This window comes from Nocardioides sp. Kera G14 (assembly GCF_020715565.1).
Taxonomy (GTDB): Bacteria; Actinomycetota; Actinomycetes; order Propionibacteriales; family Nocardioidaceae; genus Nocardioides.
The window spans coordinates 3,029,163-3,047,438 of the sequence record NZ_CP085839.1 but is presented as its reverse complement, the minus strand read 5'-3'; the positions used below and the strand labels follow the sequence as shown (position 1 = coordinate 3,047,438).

16 protein-coding genes and 1 tRNA gene are annotated in these 18,276 nt (G+C 70.1%); 8 read left to right on the top strand and 9 right to left on the bottom strand.

Annotation, left to right across the window (positions count from 1 at the left end; translation table 11 throughout):
- Window positions 1-6 precede the first annotated feature (6 nt).
- Window positions 7-153, top strand: coding sequence for a hypothetical protein (locus LH076_RS14880; RefSeq protein WP_227781537.1), 147 nt, complete (start codon window positions 7-9; stop codon window positions 151-153).
- 108 nt (window positions 154-261) lie between these two features.
- On the opposite strand, the gene LH076_RS14875 is transcribed toward LH076_RS14880, so the two are convergent.
- Window positions 262-1,269, bottom strand: coding sequence for a LuxR family transcriptional regulator (locus tag LH076_RS14875; RefSeq protein WP_227781536.1), 1,008 nt, complete (start codon window positions 1,267-1,269; stop codon window positions 262-264).
- 129 nt (window positions 1,270-1,398) lie between these two features.
- Here LH076_RS14875 and LH076_RS14870 point away from each other — a divergent pair.
- A tRNA-Arg gene (locus LH076_RS14870) sits at window positions 1,399-1,472 on the top strand.
- A gap of 36 nt (window positions 1,473-1,508) precedes the next feature.
- On the opposite strand, the gene LH076_RS14865 is transcribed toward LH076_RS14870, so the two are convergent.
- The 3 genes from LH076_RS14865 to LH076_RS14855 are packed head-to-tail and all read right to left on the bottom strand — an operon-like array spanning window position 1,509 to window position 6,170.
- Window positions 1,509-2,939, bottom strand: coding sequence for a phytoene desaturase family protein (locus tag LH076_RS14865; RefSeq protein WP_227781535.1), 1,431 nt, complete (start codon window positions 2,937-2,939; stop codon window positions 1,509-1,511).
- On the bottom strand, window positions 2,936-4,708 hold the full coding sequence (locus tag LH076_RS14860) for a DUF3556 domain-containing protein (protein ID WP_227781534.1): 1,773 nt from the start codon (window positions 4,706-4,708) through the stop codon (window positions 2,936-2,938). The genes LH076_RS14865 and LH076_RS14860 overlap by 4 nt, the downstream gene beginning before the upstream one ends.
- A gap of 1 nt (window position 4,709) precedes the next feature.
- A complete protein-coding gene (locus LH076_RS14855) occupies window positions 4,710-6,170 on the bottom strand; it encodes a class I adenylate-forming enzyme family protein (protein ID WP_227781533.1) in 1,461 nt (486 codons plus the stop codon).
- A gap of 94 nt (window positions 6,171-6,264) precedes the next feature.
- On the opposite strand from LH076_RS14855, the gene LH076_RS14850 reads away from it, so the two are divergent.
- The 3 genes from LH076_RS14850 to LH076_RS14840 are packed head-to-tail and all read left to right on the top strand — an operon-like array spanning window position 6,265 to window position 10,057.
- Window positions 6,265-7,545, top strand: coding sequence for a PucR family transcriptional regulator (locus LH076_RS14850; RefSeq protein ID WP_227781532.1), 1,281 nt, complete (start codon window positions 6,265-6,267; stop codon window positions 7,543-7,545).
- Window positions 7,542-8,417 (top strand): carbohydrate kinase family protein, encoded by an 876-nt coding sequence (locus LH076_RS14845; RefSeq protein WP_227781531.1) that lies wholly within the window; start codon window positions 7,542-7,544, stop codon window positions 8,415-8,417. Before LH076_RS14850 ends, LH076_RS14845 begins: the two co-directional genes overlap by 4 nt.
- Window positions 8,414-10,057 (top strand): glycoside hydrolase family 13 protein, encoded by a 1,644-nt coding sequence (locus tag LH076_RS14840; RefSeq protein ID WP_227781530.1) that lies wholly within the window; start codon window positions 8,414-8,416, stop codon window positions 10,055-10,057. Before LH076_RS14845 ends, LH076_RS14840 begins: the two co-directional genes overlap by 4 nt.
- Here the strand turns inward: LH076_RS14840 and LH076_RS14835 are convergent.
- Genes LH076_RS14835 through LH076_RS14825 form a run of 3 tightly spaced genes read right to left on the bottom strand, consistent with a single transcriptional unit; the run spans window position 10,054 to window position 12,082 of the window.
- Entirely contained in the window at window positions 10,054-10,431 is a 378-nt protein-coding gene (locus tag LH076_RS14835; RefSeq protein WP_227781529.1) for a hypothetical protein, read from the bottom strand. The genes LH076_RS14840 and LH076_RS14835 overlap by 4 nt on opposite strands.
- The gene (locus LH076_RS14830) at window positions 10,428-11,597 is read right to left on the bottom strand and encodes a cation:proton antiporter (protein ID WP_227781528.1); all 1,170 of its coding nucleotides are present in this window, start codon (window positions 11,595-11,597) and stop codon (window positions 10,428-10,430) included. The genes LH076_RS14835 and LH076_RS14830 overlap by 4 nt, the downstream gene beginning before the upstream one ends.
- A gap of 11 nt (window positions 11,598-11,608) precedes the next feature.
- Window positions 11,609-12,082, bottom strand: coding sequence for a cation:proton antiporter regulatory subunit (locus LH076_RS14825; RefSeq protein ID WP_227781527.1), 474 nt, complete (start codon window positions 12,080-12,082; stop codon window positions 11,609-11,611).
- A gap of 186 nt (window positions 12,083-12,268) precedes the next feature.
- On the opposite strand from LH076_RS14825, the gene LH076_RS14820 reads away from it, so the two are divergent.
- The 3 genes from LH076_RS14820 (at window position 12,269) to LH076_RS14810 (ending at window position 16,552) form a co-directional block, all read left to right on the top strand.
- Window positions 12,269-14,101: a phosphoenolpyruvate carboxykinase (GTP) gene (locus LH076_RS14820; protein ID WP_227781526.1), complete on the top strand. Its 1,833-nt coding sequence runs from the start codon at window positions 12,269-12,271 to the stop codon at window positions 14,099-14,101.
- Window positions 14,102-14,157: 56 nt separating this feature from the next.
- Entirely contained in the window at window positions 14,158-15,003 is an 846-nt protein-coding gene (locus LH076_RS14815; protein ID WP_227781525.1) for a hypothetical protein, read from the top strand.
- A gap of 253 nt (window positions 15,004-15,256) precedes the next feature.
- Window positions 15,257-16,552, top strand: a complete 1,296-nt coding sequence (locus tag LH076_RS14810) for an HNH endonuclease (RefSeq protein ID WP_227781524.1) — start codon at window positions 15,257-15,259, stop codon at window positions 16,550-16,552.
- On the opposite strand, the gene LH076_RS14805 is transcribed toward LH076_RS14810, so the two are convergent.
- Entirely contained in the window at window positions 16,522-17,553 is a 1,032-nt protein-coding gene (locus tag LH076_RS14805) for a sensor histidine kinase (RefSeq protein WP_227781523.1), read from the bottom strand. The genes LH076_RS14810 and LH076_RS14805 overlap by 31 nt on opposite strands.
- Window positions 17,550-18,218, bottom strand: a complete 669-nt coding sequence (locus LH076_RS14800) for a response regulator transcription factor (RefSeq protein ID WP_227781522.1) — start codon at window positions 18,216-18,218, stop codon at window positions 17,550-17,552. Before LH076_RS14800 ends, LH076_RS14805 begins: the two co-directional genes overlap by 4 nt.
- Window positions 18,219-18,276: the final 58 nt, after the last annotated feature.

Here is an 18,276-nt window from a genome sequence, read left to right as displayed (position 1 = left end):
ACCATCATGAAGCTCGCACGGATCATCGCGGTCACGGTCGCCTCGGGCGCCGTCAGCCTCGGCCTGCTCGGTCTCACGTCACCGGCGGCCCACGCCAAGGACTACAGCTGGGGTTACAGCGTCCCCACGGCTCCGGTGAAGACGCTCAAGTGAGCATCTGACACCGTTTCTGGAGCGGTCACGCCCACCGCCCCCCACTGGTGGGGCCGCTCCAGCGAGAAAGGCAGCGGATACTCGGATCCGCTGCCTTTCGCGCATTTGTCAGTCGGTGGAGAGCGAGTCGGGCGTGATGCCCTGCTGGCCGATCGTGTACCCGAGCTGGAAGCGCGTCTCCGCCTCGAACTCCTCCTTGAGGTCCGAGATGTAGCCGGCGTACGTGCGAGGGCTGACCCCGAGGCGCTTTGCCGAGACCGGGTCCGAATAGCCCTCGATCAGCATCCGCATCGTCATCGCCCGCTGCTCCACCGCGATCTGGCGTACGGCCTGGTCGTCGCGGGCGTTGAACGGCCGCGCCCGCTCCCACGAGCGCAGGAAGACGTCGACGAGGTAGGCCACCACGGTCGGCTCTCTCACCGCCATCGCGACGGAGAGGTCGTCGGGAGCCGGGATCACGGCGATCCGGCGGTCGACGACGATGATCCGGTTGAAGAACTCGTCGAGCGTACGGATCTCGCCGCCGAGCTCGGTGACCGCGGCGACGTACTCCCGCGTGGCCGAGCTGCGCCGGGCGCTGTGCTGGTAGAGCGTCAGGAGCTTCGCGCCGCGGGCGAGCAGGTCACGCTCACCCTGCGCGACCTGGACGGTATAGCTCGGGCTGGTGTCGCGGCCGGTCTGCGGCTGCGCGGTGAGCAGTTCCTCCTGGCACTCTGCGACGAGGCTCTCGAGGTAGGGCCCGATCGCCCGTCCGCGCATGTAGGTGAACGGCCCGCGCTCGTCAGCGGCGGAGGAGGAGCGCCAAGCCTGCGCCAGCGACGAGAAGCCCCGCGTCCAGTGCGACGACTCCTCCAGGAGTCGCGCACCCTCGATCGACATCGGGCTGACCACCCGCGCCTGCGCCGCTGTCGGGTCCTCCGGGAGCCAGCGGCCCGCCTCCTCGTCGAGGTGGACGAGGCTGAGCTCCGCAAGCAGGTCGAACGCCGGCCGGGCGCTGCTTCCCGCCACGAGCCGCGGATCATCCGTCTCGATACCGCCCTGCGCGACGATCTCCTCGTAGAGCGGAATCGATTCCGCTTCGAAAAGGGCGCGCTGATCAGCGGAGTAGTCTCCCACGTCCGCCTCCTCCCACCGTCGAGGTCCCCACGACCGAGACCATGATCCCATACCTGCAATGACCGGCTCGTGTCCCGGATTTCGGGAACTCCTCGACTGTCCGCTACTCTCTTCGAGTCCACGTGACACGCGGCTGTAGCTCAGCTGGATAGAGCATCTGACTACGGATCAGAAGGTCTGGGGTTCGAATCCCTACAGCCGCACATTCAGAAGGCCCTCGCAGACGCGGGGGCCTTCTCTCATGGGAGCGACCGCAGCGCCGACTGGGCGGCGAGCATCCCGGACATGCCATGCGCACCGGCTCCGGGCGGCGTGGCGGCCGAGCAGAGGTAGGCGCCGGGCGCGCCGGTGAAGTACGGGTCGAGGCCCGCCCGGGGGCGGAAGACGATCTGGCGCAGGTCGGCGGCGCCGGTGGCGATGTCGCCGCCGACGTAGTTCGGGTTGTGCTGCGCCATCGCCGTGGCCGAGCGGACGTACGTCGCCCGGACGATGTCCCGGAATCCGGGAGCGAACCGCTCGAGCTGTCCGATGATCGCCTCCGTCGCGTCGCCCCGGAAGCCGGCCGGCACGTGGGCGTAGGTGTAGAGCGGGTTGAGGCCGTCGGACGGTGAGGCAGAGCGGGTCGGGTCGGCGACGTACTGCTGTCCGACGAGGACGAACGGTCGCTCGGGCATGACGCCACGCGCCACCGCCGCCTCGCTGGCCGCGATCTCGTCGAAGGTGCCGCCGAGGTGCACCGTGCCGGCGGAGCGGGCGGGCTCGAAGGCCCACGGCACGCCGCCCTCGATCGCGAAGTCGACCTTGAACGCTGCTGGGCCGTGGCGGTAGCGCCGGTAGGCGCGGCGGGCGCGGGCGGACTGGCGGCCCCCGAGGATGCCCGCCGCGGCGCCGGGGGCGGTGTCGAGCATGAGCAGGTCGGGCTCCCCGAGCTCCGAGGCGGAGGTGACGGTGCGGCCGGTCTCGATCCGCACGCCCAACGAGGTCAGGCGTGCGACCAGCGCAGCGGCGATCGCCTGCGAGCCACCTTCGGCCACCGGCCAGCCGTAGCGGTGGGCGGACGTGGTGAGGGCTACGCCGATCGCCGAGGAGAAGGGCAGGTCGAGGCGGGTGAACCCGTGCGCGGCGACCCCGCCGAAGAGACCCTTCGCCTCCTCTCCGGACCAGCGACGGGCGAGTACGGACGCCGGGAGGGCGGCGTATGCACCGAAGCGGGCGAGGTGGATGGGGTGGCGGGGGACGTGGATGACGGGCTGGAGGAACTCCTCGGAGATCGTGTCGAAGCGCTCCGTCAGCGGGCCGAACATCCGGCGCCAGCTGGCGCCGTCGGTGCCCAGCCCCTCGGCCGTCACGTCGACGGACCGGTCGAGCACCGCGCCCCGGCCGCCGTCGAGCGGGTGGGCCAGCTGGTGGGGCGCCCAGCGCCACGTGACGTCGTGATCGAGCCCGGCGGCGAGGGCGAAGGGCGAGGAGGTCGCGAACGGGTGGAAGCCCGAGCACTCGTCGTGCAGCAGTCCCGGCAGGGTCAGCTCGGCCGAGCGCACGCCGCCGCCCACGACGTCGGCCCCCTCGATGATCGTCACCGAGACGCCGGCCTCGGCGAGGGTCAGTGCGGCAGCGAGCCCGTTGGGCCCGCTGCCGACGACGACGGCGGTCACCCCTGCATTGGTCACGGGTTCACGGTAGGGGCAGCGACCGAAGCTGTCGCGGGTGCCGCCCCTACCGGCGCGGCGGGCCGCCACGTGACGGTGAGCGGGATCGGCCCGTTCGGCAGCCACGGCTGCTCGGCGACGGCGTCGTCGACCCGCCACGTGCCGCGCTCGATGACGCCGAGGGCGGCGTCGATCACGCGGTAGGACTGGGTGCCTCGGTGGATCGGCTGGGACTCGGCGTACACGACGACGAGCTCACCGGGCTCGAAGCCGATCCGCTCCTGGACGGCGGCGACGAGACGCTCGTCGTGCAGGTGGCCGTCGCCGAAGTTCCAGCCGCGGATGAGGTTGACCTGGAACTCGCCCTCACGGATGGTGCGCTGCTCGATGTCGTCGAGCTGCAGGAGTCGGGAGTAGAGCCCACGGCCCTGGCTGTGCATGGAACGCCACGAGCAGATCAGGCTCATCGCCAGTTCGGCGGTGTCGTGGTCGTACTTGAGCAGGTCGCGCATCTGCGTCGTCATGTCCTCGACCGGGAGGCCCAGCTTGGCGAGCTTCGCCTCGGCGCCGGGAGCGTAGGCCCAGACCGAGGTGGCCCAGTTGCCGGCGTACTGCCGCATGGAGGGGAGGAACGAGACCAGGTCCGGTCGGAGGTTGCCGAGCACCGGGAAGAGGACGAGGCCCGCGGCGATGGGGATCAGCGCCCACGGGTGCGAGAAGTCCGCGAGCGCCCAGCCGTCGCCCGCCGCGTGGCCGACGAAGAGGTAGACCGCGAGGAAGCCGAAGAGGACGTTCCACTCCAGCGGCACGGCCAACGGGAAGGCGACGGTGATGAAGGCGTGAAAGACGACCATCAGGATGACGGCGAGGACGACGACCGTGCGGTTGGTGGTGAAGAGCAGCACCAGCGGGGTGAGGATCTCCACGGTCGTGCCACCGACGTGGGCCATGAACCAGGCCAGGCCGGAGGGCCGCAGGTCGCCCTCGGCGACGTTGCGGTAGTGCAGGCGGCGGACCGTGCGGCCGGGAGTGAACGGGCCGTTGGAGATCATCGCCGGGACGACGTTGACGAAGTGGTGGCCGAACTTCGAGCAGCCGGCGCCGATCCAGACGACGACGATGATGAGCTTGGCGGCGATGATCAGGTCGGTCTCGCCGAGGATCACGCCGAGGATCATGGCCGGGACGTACTGCTCCCCTCGGCCGGCGAGGAAGATGATCGAGTCGCGCAGGCCGTTGAGGGCGAAGAGGACCACCGGCAGTGCGAGCAGCCACGGCCGCACCATGCCGTCGTTCGGTGGCGCGACGAGCGCAGCGACCAGCGACAGCAGCAGGGCGGCGTAGAGGGCGACGTCGACGCCGCTGCGTCGGGTGTCGCCGGTCAGCGGAAGACGCCACGGTGCCACCCGGATCGTGCCGGTGCGAAGCCAGTAGCGCGCGCCGCCGGTCATCGGCTTGAAGTGCCCGCAGAGCGGCCCCCAGGCGCCGCCGATCCCGACCACCTCGATCAGGGCGGTCCAGACGATCGCCTTCTGGTAGACCACCGTCTCCTTCCACCAGTCCCCGATGTGCCACACCGAGCCGACGTCACTGGTCAGGCCGATGACGAGCAGTCCGAGGGCGACGTACAGCACGAGGACCTTGAGGATGTAGACCACGTGGACGTAGCGGGGCGTGCCGAATCCCTCGTCGGCCCAGAAGGTGCTGCCGATACGGAGTCGCTCCCGCAGGGGCAGTGCGTTGAAGGCGGCCGGGTCGACGTCGGGGAGGACGGGGTTGAGGAAGGGCATCTCAGGCTCCTGTGGTGACAGTGCTGGTGAGGGTGGTGAGGCGGGCGCGGAGCGCAGGCTTGTCGACCTTGCCGACCGGGTTGAGCGGCAGGGCGTCGAGGATCTCGATCCGGGTCGGGAGCTTGACCCGGGTCAGGTGCTGCGAGGCGGTGCGCAGCAGGTCGTCCTCAGTGACGGAGGCATCGGGACGGATGGTGACGAAGGCGACCGGCACCTCGCCGTACACGGGGTCCGGAGCGCCGACGACCGCGGCGGCCACGACGCCCGGGTGGGTGGTGAGCGCGGCCTCGATCTCCTTGGGATAGAGGTTCTCGCCGCCGCGGATGATCATGTCCTTGATCCGGTCGACGAGCGTGAGATAGCCGTCGTCGTCGAGTACGCCGACATCGCCGGTGTGCAGCCAGACATCGCCGTTCGCGTCGGGCCGGAGTGTCCCGGCGGTGGCGTCCGGCCGATTGAGGTAGCCGCGCATGACGGTCGGTCCCTGGATGACGACCTCACCGCGTTCGCCTGTCGGGGCGAAGGTGCCGTCCTCCCGCATGATCGCGACCGTCTGGCCGGGCAGGGCGACGCCGACGGTGCCGAGCTTCCGCGGTCCGTGCAGGGGGTTGACCGTGCTGGCACACGTGCCCTCGGTGAGGCCGTAGCCCTCGATCAGTCCGATGCCGAAGGTCTCCTCGACCGCGGTGAGCAGCTCCCTGCTGGCCGGCGCGGCACCGCAGATCGCGAAGCGGAGGGAGCTGAAGTCGGCCTGCACGGTCGCGGCCTGGGCGACGAGCATCTGGTAGATCGTCGGGACGCCGGAGAAGTACGTCGGCCGGATCTCGCCCACGCGCTGCAGGAACTCGGTCGGGTGGAAGCGGCCCATGATCGTCAGCCGGCCGCCCGCGCGGATGGGGGTGAGGAAGCTGACGAAGATCGCGTTCGCATGGAAGAGCGGGAGGATCAGCAGGCAGTGGTCATCGGGTGTGATCTCCATGTGGTCCGCCATCTGCGACGACATCGCGTCGAGGTTGGCGTGGGTCAGCTCGACGCCCTTCGGCCGCCCGGTCGAGCCGCTGGTGTAGATCAGCATCGCCAGCGCGTCGGGGTCGCTCGGCGGCTCGGGGAGCGCGCGGGTGGCGAGCGTCCCCGGCTCCGGCAGCTGGGCAGCGTCGTCGATGACGAGCACCGCGCCCGAGTCGGTGATCTGATGGCCGGCCTCCGTCTCCGTGAAGGCGGGGTTGACCGGCGTCGCGGCGGCCCCGAGGCGCCAGGCCGCGAGGATCGTGATGAGCAGCTCGATCCGGTTCGGCAGCCTCACCGCGACCACGTCACCGGCCGTGACGCCGCGCTCCGCGAGCTCCGCGGCGGTGGCATCGACCCACCGGGACACCTGGTCGTAGGTGAGGGCACGGTGGTCGTCGCTGACGCAGTCGCGGTCGGCGTACGTCGACGGCCACTGCCACGGGAGATAGGTCATGGGGCTTTCCTTTCAGCTCTTGACGCCGACGCTAGGACCGCGATGTGATGCCCGTCACTGTGTTGGGAGCACGAAAGATCGCGAGGAACCTGTGATGGCGACCCGTCAGGAGTCGATCGGGACTGGTTCGACGGCCCAAGAGGCGGCCGACGTCGTCGCCGAGGTCGGCCGCGAGCTCAGCCGACGGCTGACCGAGCTCACGGTCTTCCTCAAGGCGGACATGGAGGGCAGGATCCCCGAGCTGCAGGAGGCGCCGGACTTGACCGGGCTGCTGAGCGCAAGCGTCGAGAGCAACCTCGAGGCGGTCTCGTTGATGCTGCGCGGACAGCTGGACCGCGAGCACATCGCGGCGCCGCAGGGTGCGCGGGAGTATGCGCGCCGGCTCGCCCAGCGCGGTATCGCGCCGACGGCGCTCGCACGCGCCTACCGACTCGGCCACCAGCGGATCATGGACTGGGGCCTGCGGTTGATCCCCGAACTCGTCCCCTCACCGGAGATGACCGGTGAGGCGTCGTGGTTGATGGCGGAGATCGCGTTCGGCTACATCGACGAGGTGAGCGAGCAGGTGCTGCGGGAGTACCAGGCCGAGCGCGACCGCTGGCTCGCGCTCCGCAACGCGGCCCAGGCCGACGTGATCGAGCAGCTCCTGAGCGGGACGGGGGTCGCCGATCTCGGTGCGGCGGAGAGGACCCTCGACCACCGGCTCGGTCAGCACCATCTCGGCGCCGTGATCTGGACGAGTGAGGAGGCCGCCGACCTCTCCGCGCTCGAGCACGTGGTCGGCGCGCTGGCCCGGGCGGTGGGGTCCCGGGGCCGGCCGCTCTTCTGGCCCGCCGACCTCACGACGGGCTGGGTGTGGTTCGGGCTCGGCACTCGCACCGACCGGCCGGACGTCGACTGGTCGGCCCTCGAGAGCGCGGTCGCTGACGCGCCCGCCCCGGTCCAGGTGGCGTTGGGCTCGCCGGGTCGGGGCATCGAGGGTTTCCGCTCCTCACACCTGGAGGCGCTGCGCGTGCAGGGTGTGGCGCGACTCGGCGGCGGCGCAGCCCGGGTGACGTCCTTCGGTGAGTCCGACGTCCGCGCCGCGGCCCTCCTGGCCGTCGACCCCGAGGAGACCCGTCGGCTCGTCGCCCGCACGCTCGGCCCTCTGGGTGCTGACACTCCGGCGCTCGAAGCGCTCCGCCAGACCCTGCTCCTCTTCGTGCAGACGCAGGGCTCGTACGTCGCCACCGGCGAGCGACTCCACCTGCACAAGAACACTGTGAAGTACCGCGTCGACAAGGCCCTCGCACTCCGCGGCCGGCCGTTGGAGGACGATCGGCTCGACCTCGAGCTCGCCCTCATCGCCTGCCAGCGACTCGGGGTCCGCTCATGAGTGCGCTCGTCATCGGGGAGGCCTTGGTCGACCTCATCCGCCGCGCCGGAGAGCCTGACGACGCACGGGTCGGCGGCAGTCCGCTCAACGTGGCCGTCGGGCTGGCGCGCCTCGGGGTGGAGGCCACCCTGGTGGCGCCCGTGGGCGGCGACGACCACGGCCGGCTCGTGCGCGACCACCTCGCGGAGAACGGGGTCGAGCTCGTCGGCGCCTCCTCCGACGTGCGTACGTCGACGGCAGTGGCCACCATCCAGCCCGACGGCTCCGCGCTCTACGACTTCGACATCGCCTGGTCGACCCCTCTGCTACCTGCCGGTGGTGCGGCCACGCTCGTCCACACCGGCTCCGTCGCGGCGGTGCTCGGTGCGCGTGAGCTGCTCCCGCTCCTGACCGGGCTGCGGGAGGACGCGATCGTCTCCTACGACCCGAACGTCCGGCCGCAGCTGCTCGGCCCGGTCGGCGACGCGGGGCCGGTGATCGAGGCGTTCGTCGCCTCGGCCGACGTGGTGAAGGCGAGCACCGAGGACCTCGAGTGGCTCCATCCCGGACGCCCGCTCGGCGAGGTCGCCGAGGAGTGGCTGGCCCTCGGTCCGGCGATCGTCGCCGTCACCGACGGTGGGCGGGGTGCCTTCGCGATGTGCGGGGCGGGGCGGGTCGACGTACCGGCGGTAGAGGCGGAGGTGGTGGACACGATCGGCGCTGGCGACTCCTTCATGGCAGGGCTCCTCGCGGCGCTCTCCGGTGTCAATCGCGAGGAGCTGCAGCGGATCGACCGCGTCGGCCTCGAGCGGGCACTCGGATTCGCGGCCCGCTGCGCGGCGGTGACCGTCTCCCGGCCGGGCGCGGATCCCCCGTACCGTGGGGAACCATGAGCACCGCGTGGTGGCAGGACGCCGTCGTCTATCAGGTCTACATCCGCTCCTTCGCCGACGGGAACGGCGACGGCATCGGCGACCTTGCAGGCCTCCGGTCCAAGATCGACTATCTGGCCGGACTCGGCGTCGACGCGCTGTGGATCAACCCCTGGTACCCCTCGCCGCAGGCTGATGCCGGTTATGACGTCGCCGACTACCGCGACATCGAGCCGGACTACGGCACGCTGGCCGAGGCCGACCAGTTCCTCGCCGAGGCGCACGCCGCCGGCCTCAAGGTCATCCTCGACATCGTCCCGAACCACACGTCGTCGGAGCACGCATGGTTCCGCGCCGCGCTCGAAGGTGACGAGGCGGCGCGGGCGCGCTACATCTTCCGGCCGGGTCGCGGAGAGGCCGGCGAGGAGCCGCCGAACGACTGGGAGTCCGTCTTCGGAGGACCGGCCTGGCGGCGTACGACGAATGCCGACGGCACGCCCGGTGACTGGTATCTCCACCTCTTCGCGCCCGAGCAGCCCGACCTCGACTGGTCCAACCCGGAGGTGCGCCGCGAGTTCGAGGACATCCTGCGGTTCTGGTTCGACCGCGGAGTCGACGGGTTCCGGATCGACGTCGCGCACGGCATGGTCAAGGCCGACGGCATGCCCGACGCGGGGCGCCGCGACAGCCTCAGCAACAACACCGAGCCGCACCCGGCGTGGGACAACGATGGCGTCCACGAGATCTACCGCGCCTGGCGTGAGGTCGCCGAGGAGTACCCGCACAAGCCGATCTTCGTGGCCGAGGCGTGGGTGCCGAGCAACGAGCGGCTCGCGCTGTACCTCCGTCCCGACGAGCTTCACACGGCGTTCCAGTTCGACTTCCTGCGGGCGCCTTTCGAGGCGGCGTTCATGAAGGAGACCGTCGACGACGCGCGCTCGGCGGTCGCCGCGGCCGGCGGCGTCAGCACGTGGGTGCTCTCCAACCACGACGTCGTCCGCCACGTCACCCGCTATGCCCGCTCGCAGCCGGACGGGCCGGTCGAGTCGGTCTGGGACCGCCTTCGGTGGTCGTCCGAGCCCGCCGAGCTCGAGCTGGGCGTACGCCGGGCGCGGGCCGCCACGCTCTTCGTCCTCGCCCTGCCCGGGACCGTCTACCTCTATCAGGGCGAGGAGCTCGGCCTCCCCGAGGTCGAGGACATCCCCGATGAGGCTCGGCAGGACCCGATCTTCCTGCACGCCACCAACGGCGACGTCGGCCGTGACGGCTGCCGGGTGCCGCTGCCCTGGGGGTCCGGCACCTCGGCCGGGTTCAGCCCCGTCGGCGCGGCCACGGAGCCGTGGCTGCCGCAGCCCGACTGGTGGGCTTCGTACGTCGCCGACGGCCAGTCCGCCGATCCTTCGTCGGTGCTCAACCTCTATCGCGCGGCGCTGGCGCTGCGCCGCGCGCGGCTGGGCGAGGACGACACGTTCGAGTGGGTCGCCGGTGGCTCGCCCGGGGATGGATATGTCGCGTTCCGCCACGGTGCGGTCGAGTGCTGGATCAACACCGGCAGTGCCGTCGTACCGCTGCCGGCCGGCGACGTGCTCCTCGCCTCGTCACCGCTCGGTGCCGACGGAAGCCTTCCGGCCGACACTGCCGTCTGGTTGATCAGGGGCTAACTGAGCGCGAGCACCAGGCCGACGATGCCGGGGATCGTGCCGAGCAGGAGCCACGGCGCGTGCCGCCGGTCGAACGGCGGCTTCCGGTGGATCGCGATCCCGGCGGCGACACCGAGGATGCCGAAGACCATGGCGATGATGTTCAGGCCGATCCGCGCGGCCGTCGCGTCGTCGTTGACGAACTGTGCGGCGATCGCGACGCCGACCGCGAGGTGGGCGATCGTGAAGACGACCAGCACCGAGAAGACCCAACGCTGCACGTTGGTGAGGCTGCGGTCGTTGACCGGTCGCTGCAGGTTGTTCGGGTCCATCAGGTGACGCGGGCGCTTCACCGGCCGCGCTTCCACCGACTTGCCCGCTGACTTGGACGTCACCCCTTCAGTGTGGACCTTGCGGCCAGTCGCGCCCCAATCGGCTCCATCAGCCGCGGCATCATCGGGCCGACGACGGCAAGGATGAGGACGTACGCCGCCGTGGTGGTGCCCAGCTCCGGCGTGACCGCTCCGGCCACCAGCCCGGCGACGATGATCGAGAACTCTCCCCGGGGCACGAGGGCGGCTCCGGCCCGCAACCGCGCCCGGGGTGTGACCTTCGCACGTCCGCCCGCGAACCAGCCGGTCGCGATCTTGGTCAGGACGCCGACGATCGCCAGCAGGACCGCGGGGAGCAGGACGCCGGGCAGCTTGCTCGGGTCGGTCGAGAGCCCGAAGAAGACGAAGAAGACCGCGGCGAAGATGTCGCGCAGCGGCTCGAGCAGGCGGTGGACCGTCTCGGCGATCTCGGAGGAGAGGCCGATGCCGAGGAGGAAGGCGCCGACGGCGGCGGAGACGTGCGCGGCCTCGGCGAGCCCCGCGACGAGGAGCGCCAAGCCGACGACACGCAGGAGCATCACCTCGTTGGTACCGCCGGTGACGAGTCGGGTCACCTGGGCGCCGTACCGCAGCGCGACGACCAGCACGACGGCCAGCACCGCGAGGGCGATGGCCACGGCCCTGATCGTCGACCAGCCGCCGGAGGCGGCGGCGAGCGCGGTGATCAGCGGCAGGTAGACGGCCATCGCGAGGTCCTCGAGGACGAGCACGCCGAGGATCGCGGGCGTCTCCCGGTTTCCGAGTCGGCCCATGTCGGTGAGGACCTTGGAGATGATGCCCGAGGAGCTCACGGCAGTGACCCCGAACATCGCGACCGCCGCGGTGGTGCCCCACCCCAGGACGATCGCGAAGAGCGCGCCCGGCAGGCCGTTGAGGACAAGGTCGACGAGGCCCGACGGCGCCTGGGTGCGCAGGTTGTCGACCAGGTCCTCGGCGGTGTACTCGAGCCCGATCAGGAGGAGGAGCAGCACGACGCCGATCTCGGACCCGGTGTGGAAGAAGCCCTCCGGTGCGTCGAGCGGAACCAGTCCGCCGTGGCCGAAGGCGAGCCCCGCCAGGAGGTAGAGGGGGATGGGGGAGAGGCCGAAACGCCCGGCGACACGGCCGAGCACGCCGAGCGCGAACAGGACGGCGCCGAGCTCCAGCAGGAGCTGCGCTGTGGGGCTCACGAAACCGGGGCTCAGGCTTCGAGGATGGCGGAGGCGGCGCGTACGCCGTCCTCCGTGCCGACGACGACGACCTTGTCGCCCTGGCGGAAGACGAAGTCGGGCGTAGGCGAGGGCGTCACCTCATCACCACGGAGGATGGCGACAATCGAGGCGCCGGTCCGGCTGCGGATCTCGGCGTCGCCGAGCGTCCTGCCGGCGAGGGAGGCGCCGAGGGGAATGCCCGCGGTCTTGATCCCCTCGACCTGCTCGGCCAGTTTCGCCAGCCGCTCGATGACCCGAGGAGCACCGAGCAGCTCGGCCAGCACACTGGCCTCCTCATGGTCGAGCTCGATGCTCGCCTTGACCGCGTCCTCGTCGTCCTCCCGATAGATCGACAGGTGCCGGGAACCGCTCTTGGTCGAGATCACACCGATCCGTCGACCGGACGCCGTGACGAAGTCGTGGCGTAGTCCGACACCGGGCAATTTCGTCTCTTCGACCTCCATTTTTCGACCCTATCCCGGCCTCTCGACGCTTGGATCGATCCACTGGCCCTCGACGTGACGTACCACTCACGCTGGGTCATGGACCGCACCTCAACAGCGTCGTTGAGTCAGGTAGCGTGCCGGAACATGTCCGCAGCCCCGAGGGGTGATGGCGGATGCCGGGTGAATCTGTGAAGGGCGTTTTTGATGGTTGACGTGGACAAGGTGCTCGACGAGGCAGGGCTGACGAATCCCCATGTGCGGGAGTTCGTCGCGCAGTGGGCAGCGATCACCACGCCCGACCGGATCCAGGTCGTGAGCGCCGAGGACGACGCGCGGCTCCTCAAGGAGTCCGTCGACGCGGGCGAGCTGCTCCCCGTCAGCGGTGACCGCTACTACAGCCGCTCCTACTACAAGGACACCGCCCGCTCCGAGGAGCGCACCGTCGTGGCGACGTCCAACCCGGCCGACAAGGGCATCTACAACAACTGGAAGCCCGCGGAGGAGACGGTCGCGACGCTCACCGAGCGCATGACCGGCGCCAGCAAGGGCAAGACGATGTACGTCATCCCCTACCTGATGGCCCCCGCCGGCTCGCCGCTCGAGGCCTGGGCAGCCGGCGTCGAGCTCACCGACTGCCGCCCGGTCGTCCAGCAGATGATCCGGATGGCCCGCGTCGGCATCGACCACATCAACAACCTCGCCGACCCGTCGTCCTTCGTGAAGGCCGTCCACGTCACCGGCGACCTGCCCAACCTCGGTCAGGGCACCGAGAACGACCAGCGCCTCTTCGCCACCGTGGCCGACCAGCGCACGATCCTGCACTTCGGGTCGTCGTACGGCGGCAACGCACTGCTCGGCAAGATCGCCCACGGCCTGCGCCAGGCCTGCTACGACGGCAAGGCGAGTGGCAAGTTCCTCGCCGAGCAGTTCCTCCTGCTGGGCATCAAGGACAAGGAGACCGGCAAGACGTTCCACGTCGTCGGTGGCTTCCCGTCGGCCTCGGGCAAGACAAACCTCTCGATGACGCTGGCGCCCGACGCGCTCGGCGACCGTTACGAGGTCACCTTCTACGGCGACGACATCGCATGGCTGTGGGTCGACGAGGACGGCAAGATCCGTGCCTTCAACCCGGAGAACGGCGTCTTCGGTGTCGCCAAGGACACCAACGAGGAGACCAACCCGGGCGCCGTGAAGGCGATCCTGCCCGGCTCGGGCGCGATCTTCACCAACGTCGCCTACAACGAGAAGACCCAGGACGTCTGGTGGGAGGGCAAGACCAAGCACCACCCCGACGACCTCGACGGCTGGCTGGACTGGAAGGGCGAGCGTCTCTCCGAGCGCAACCCCGACGAGCTCAAGGAGCCGTGGGCGCACCCCAACAGCCGCTTCACCACGACCATCGCGAACGTCCCGAACGCAGCCGACGACTACAACGACCCGGCCGGTGTCGTGATCAACGCGATCATCTTCGGTGGCCGCACCCGTGACCGCGAGCCGCTGATCCGCGCCATCACCGACATCGCCGAGGGTGTCTACGACGGCATGACGCTCGGCGCCGAGGCGACTTTCGCCGCCGAGGGCGTCGAGGGCCAGCTCCGCTACGACCCGATGTCGATGCGCCCCTTCATGGCCTACGAGGAGGGCGACTACGCCCAGCACTGGCTGGACATCATCGGCTCCTCCACGAAGCCCCCGGTCTTCGCCCACGTCAACTGGTTCCAGCGTGACCCGGAGGACGGCCACTTCCTGTGGAACGGCTACCGCGACAACGTGCGTGCGCTGCTCTGGCTGCTGCAGTTCCAGGCCGGTGAGGTCGAGGGCAACCCGACCGCCGTCGGCATCCTGCCGAAGGCCGACGAGCTCAACCTCGAGGGCATGTCCTTCAAGGACGGCGACCTCGAGAAGCTGCTCTCCATCGACGCCGACCGCTGGCGCCAGGAGATGAAGTTCCGCGAGGAGCACCTCTCGCAGTTCAAGCTGCCCGAGGCGATCTGGGAGGCGCACCGCCGCGTGGCTTCCGACCTCGACAAGGCGTGAACCTCGCCCTGACGTAGTCAGGTAGTGGCCATGTGACCGGACCTAGCGTCCGGCGCATGGCCACTCGTCATTTCGCAGCGCCGAAGGTCCCCGAGATCTTCGCGCTCTTCTGGATCATCAAGCTGCTCACCACCGGCATCGGCGAGACAGCCTCGGACTTCATGGGCACCAAGAGCCTTGTGCTGGCGGGCGTCGTCGGAGTCGGCGGGTTCTTCCTCGCGCTCGCCTGGCAGCTGCGGTCGTCGACGTACCACCCGGTGAGGTACTGGCTGACGGTCCTCATGGTCGCCGTCTTCGGCACGATGATCGCGGACGGCCCGCACGTCGCGCTGGGGACGCCGTACTACGTGGACTCGGTGATCTACGCCGTGCTGTTGGTGGGGCTGCTCACCTGGTGGCGTCGCTCAGAAGGCACTCTCTCGGTGCACTCGATCGTGACGCCGCGACGCGAGCGGTTCTACTGGGGCACGGTCCTGCTCACGTTCGGGCTCGGCACGGCACTGGGCGACACGACGGCCGAGAACCTTGGCCTTGGCTTCTGGCCGTCGGCGTTGATCTTCGGCGTCCTGATCCTCGTCCCGCTCGCGATCTGGGCGGCGGGCCGTCGCCGGACCAGGGGAGAGGTCCGTGCCGTGATCTGCTTCTGGATCGCCTACGCCTTGACCCGCCCACTCGGGGCGAGCGTCGCCGACGGTCTGGGCTCGCATCACCACGACGGCCTCGGGTTCGGCACCGGACCCGTGACGGCGGTCGGGCTGCTCGTCTTCGCCCTGCTCGTCGCGTACGTCGGTGTTACCCACTCCGACGAGGGGGGTGCCCACGCGCGGCATCGGCTCGAGGGTGCCGACGGTGGTGGGAAGCCGGACGAGAACGAGTTCGTTGTCGACGCGGTGATGGACTGACGCGGGTCGCGGTGCGCCCTGCGAAGCCTGACGCTTGCGCGGCTCCGTCCGCAAGCCGCCGGATGGTCGGAGGCATTCCTCCGGCAGTCCGACCACGTCGGCGCTCTGATCTCCAGACCCGCCAAGCCCTGGCGCCTCTAGCTCGGGTTTCGACAAAAGTCGACGACGAATAGTCAAAAGCGGTTGCGCCTTCTTGGCCTTGCTGATAGGATCGGCGAAAGCGCAAGCAACCACGCCGACCTCGGGAGAAGCGATGGCAGACACCCCCACCACGGACGACATCCGCGGCTTCGGGATGTCCATCGCCGGGCCGATCGACGGCGACCTGGACAGCATCTGCACCGAACTGGGCGAGCTCGAGACCCTCAAGCACCAGATCGAAGCCCGCCAAGCACGCTTGGCTCTCGCAGTCGACCGATTGATGCGCGAACGCGCTGCCGCGCAGGGTGTGCCCGTCGAGCGGCAGGGCAAAGGCGTCGCTGAGCTGGTGGCTCGCTCGCGTCGGATCTCACCCGCCCACGGCCGGACCGTGACGGCCCTGGCGAAGCAGCTCCGGGCGCTGCCACAGACGTTCGCCCGCTACACAGCCGGTGACCTGTCGGAATACCAGGCCACGTCGGTCGCGCGTGAAGCCTCCATCCTCGAAGGCCACGATGTCTCGGCGTTCGACCAGCGGTTCGCCGCCACACCGGGGTTGAAGGAGCTGGGCAACCGCAAGACCGCCCACCGCGCCCAGGCCATCGCGCTCGCCCTCGACGAGGAGGCGGTCGTACGGCGTCGGGACAGGGCCGTCGCCGACCGTCACGTCTCCATCCAGCCCACCGACCGTGGCGACGGGATGGGTTGGCTCAAAGCACTCATGCCCATCGAGCAGCTCGCGGCTGTCAAGGACAGTCTTGGTGCTGCTGCGGACACCGCGATCGCGCTGGGGGTCGATGCGACCCGGAGCCAGGTCATGGTCGACACGTTGATCGCCCGCCTCACCGGTGCTGGCAGTGGCACGCCCGCCACGGTGGCGTTGGAGCAGCCGGCCCACCCAGTGAGCATCGGCCTCCTCATGACCGACAGGGCACTCCTCGACGGCGACCACACCCAGCCCGCCCTGCTCGCCGGACACGGACCCATCCCTACCGCGCTGGCGAAGCGACTGATCCAGACCGCGGTGCTCGATGTGCAGAAGGTCGAACTCCGTCGCCTCTTCACCGCCCCTGAGACCGGGGAGCTGGTCGCGATGGAGTCCAAGGCCAGGCTCTTCCCCAAGGCCCTGGCCCAGTTCATCCGACTCCGCGACCAGCTCTGCCGAACACCCGGCTGCGGTGCCACCATCGCGCACATCGACCACATCACCGACTGGGCCTCAGGCGGTCAGACCTCAGCAGTCAATGCCCAGGGCTACTGCCGGCAGTGCAACTGGGCCAAACAGGTCATCGGCAACCAGCCCAGCCACCCACCACCACTGCTCGGACCCTCGGCCTCGACCGGCCCCGCCATCCCGCGACGGCCCCACTTGGTCATCGGCTACGACGCCGACCTCGAACTCGCCGCCTGACCGGACACGGGCAGGCGGAGGACGAACTCCGTCTCTCGGCCGTTGCCGTCTCCGTGACGGGCGAGGGTGACGTCACCGCCGAGCGAGCGGGCGATGCGGCGGCTGATGCCGAGCCCCAGCCCGGTGCCCTCACCGGCCGTGGTGCCCGGCTCGAAGAGCGTCGCCTGCAGGGCCGCCGGTACGCCGGCGCCGTCATCACGGACGACGAGCTCGACCCCTCCTTCGGTACGTCGTGCGGTCAGTGTCACGGCGCTGCTGGCGTGACGGCCGGCGTTGTCGATGAGCGGAGCAAGGGCTCGAACGACCAGCTCCGTCGGGGCTGCGACCTGAGGCAGACCAGCCGCGAGATCGGCGCTGAACCGGACGTGCGGCGGCACCAGCACCTCGAGCGCCGGGGGGACCTCGTACAGGCTGCTGGATCCGGCGACGGTGCCTCGGCGCGCCAGCTCGAGCAGGGTGGTGATGGTGTCGGACATCCGGGCGGCCGCCGTCGCGATCTCGGCGAGGTCGTCGCGCAGCTCGCGGTCTGCGTCGGCGCCGAGGCGGAAGAGCGCAATCTCGGCCGAGCCCTGGATCGCGGTCAGGGGCGTGCGCAGCTCGTGGGCGAGTTCGGAGGTGAGCCGTTGTTCGTCGCGTATCGCCTGGGCGACACGGTCCAGCAGGTGGTCGAGCGTCTGTCCCAGTTGGGCGAACTCGTCGACCGGCGCACCGAGCGCGAAGCGATGGCCGAGGTCGCGGGCCGACCACTCCTCGGCGCGCTCGGCCATCTGCCGCACCGGGTCGAGCACGCGTCGGGTCGTGACCCATGCGACGACGCCGACGAGGGCGACAGTCACGGCCGCCATGACGAGCATCGTGTAGAAGACGTGGTCGGAGGCGTACTTGCGCTGCTCGCCCTCGGTCAGCTCCAGCGCGACCCGCAGGACGAGGACAACGCCCACCATGACGGCACCGACCAGCAGGACGGTGGACAGCACCAGCCGGGTGCGGAAGTTCCTCATCTCAGCTCGAAACCGACACCGCGCACGGTGGCGAGCTCCAGTGGCGAGCCGACCTCCTTCAGCTTGCGGCGGATCCGCGCGGCGTAGGCGTCGATGGTGTTCTCGGCGACGATCGCCCCATCTGGCCAGGCAGCGGCGACGACGGCGCGGCGGCGTGCGACCTCGCCGGGACGTGACGTGATGGCGGCCAGCATCCGGAACTCCGTGGGCGTCAGCTTCACCTCATGCTCGCCGCAGCGCACCGCGTGGCGACCGGGGTCGAGCACGAGCTCGTCGCCGGCCGTCGTCGGAGGCTGGGCCGAGCGGCGCCGGGTCAGCGCCTCGACCCGGGCGACGAGCTCGGCGACGGAGAACGGCTTAGCGAGGTAGTCGTCGGCTCCCGCCGCGAAGCCCGCCAGCCGGTCATGGAGCTGCCCAAGGGCGGTGAGGAAGAGGATCGGCGCGGGTTGTCCGTTGCTCCGCAGCGCCAGGGCGACGTCGCGGCCGTCCGCGTCGGGCAGTCCGATGTCGAGGATCAGGGCGTCCAGGGTGAGGTCGTGGGAGAAGCGGCGGACGGCTTCGCCGCCGTCGTACGCCGTGACCACCTCATGCCCGTGGAGGCGCATCCCCTCGGCGACGACGCGCCTGATCGCAGGGTCGTCCTCACACAGTCCGATGCGCGCCACGGACTCCAGTCTCGTGCTCGAACCTGACCGCAGCCTGACCAAACCCGTGATTCGTCCA

What these genes read in the sequence shown, in the direction of transcription:
- LH076_RS14880 (WP_227781537.1), top strand. Translation starts at nt 7, where the DNA reads ATGAAGCTCGCACGGATCATCGCGGTCACGGTCGCCTCGGGCGCCGTC.
- LH076_RS14860 (WP_227781534.1), bottom strand. Translation starts at nt 4,708, where the DNA reads ATGCCCTTCCTCAACCCCGTCCTCCCCGACGTCGACCCGGCCGCCTTC.
- LH076_RS14855 (WP_227781533.1), bottom strand. Translation starts at nt 6,170, where the DNA reads ATGACCTATCTCCCGTGGCAGTGGCCGTCGACGTACGCCGACCGCGAC.
- LH076_RS14850 (WP_227781532.1), top strand. Translation starts at nt 6,265, where the DNA reads ATGGCGACCCGTCAGGAGTCGATCGGGACTGGTTCGACGGCCCAAGAG.
- LH076_RS14845 (WP_227781531.1), top strand. Translation starts at nt 7,542, where the DNA reads ATGAGTGCGCTCGTCATCGGGGAGGCCTTGGTCGACCTCATCCGCCGC.
- LH076_RS14840 (WP_227781530.1), top strand. Translation starts at nt 8,414, where the DNA reads ATGAGCACCGCGTGGTGGCAGGACGCCGTCGTCTATCAGGTCTACATC.
- LH076_RS14825 (WP_227781527.1), bottom strand. Translation starts at nt 12,082, where the DNA reads ATGGAGGTCGAAGAGACGAAATTGCCCGGTGTCGGACTACGCCACGAC.
- LH076_RS14820 (WP_227781526.1), top strand. Translation starts at nt 12,269, where the DNA reads ATGGTTGACGTGGACAAGGTGCTCGACGAGGCAGGGCTGACGAATCCC.
- LH076_RS14815 (WP_227781525.1), top strand. Translation starts at nt 14,158, where the DNA reads ATGGCCACTCGTCATTTCGCAGCGCCGAAGGTCCCCGAGATCTTCGCG.
- LH076_RS14810 (WP_227781524.1), top strand. Translation starts at nt 15,257, where the DNA reads ATGGCAGACACCCCCACCACGGACGACATCCGCGGCTTCGGGATGTCC.
- LH076_RS14805 (WP_227781523.1), bottom strand. Translation starts at nt 17,553, where the DNA reads ATGAGGAACTTCCGCACCCGGCTGGTGCTGTCCACCGTCCTGCTGGTC.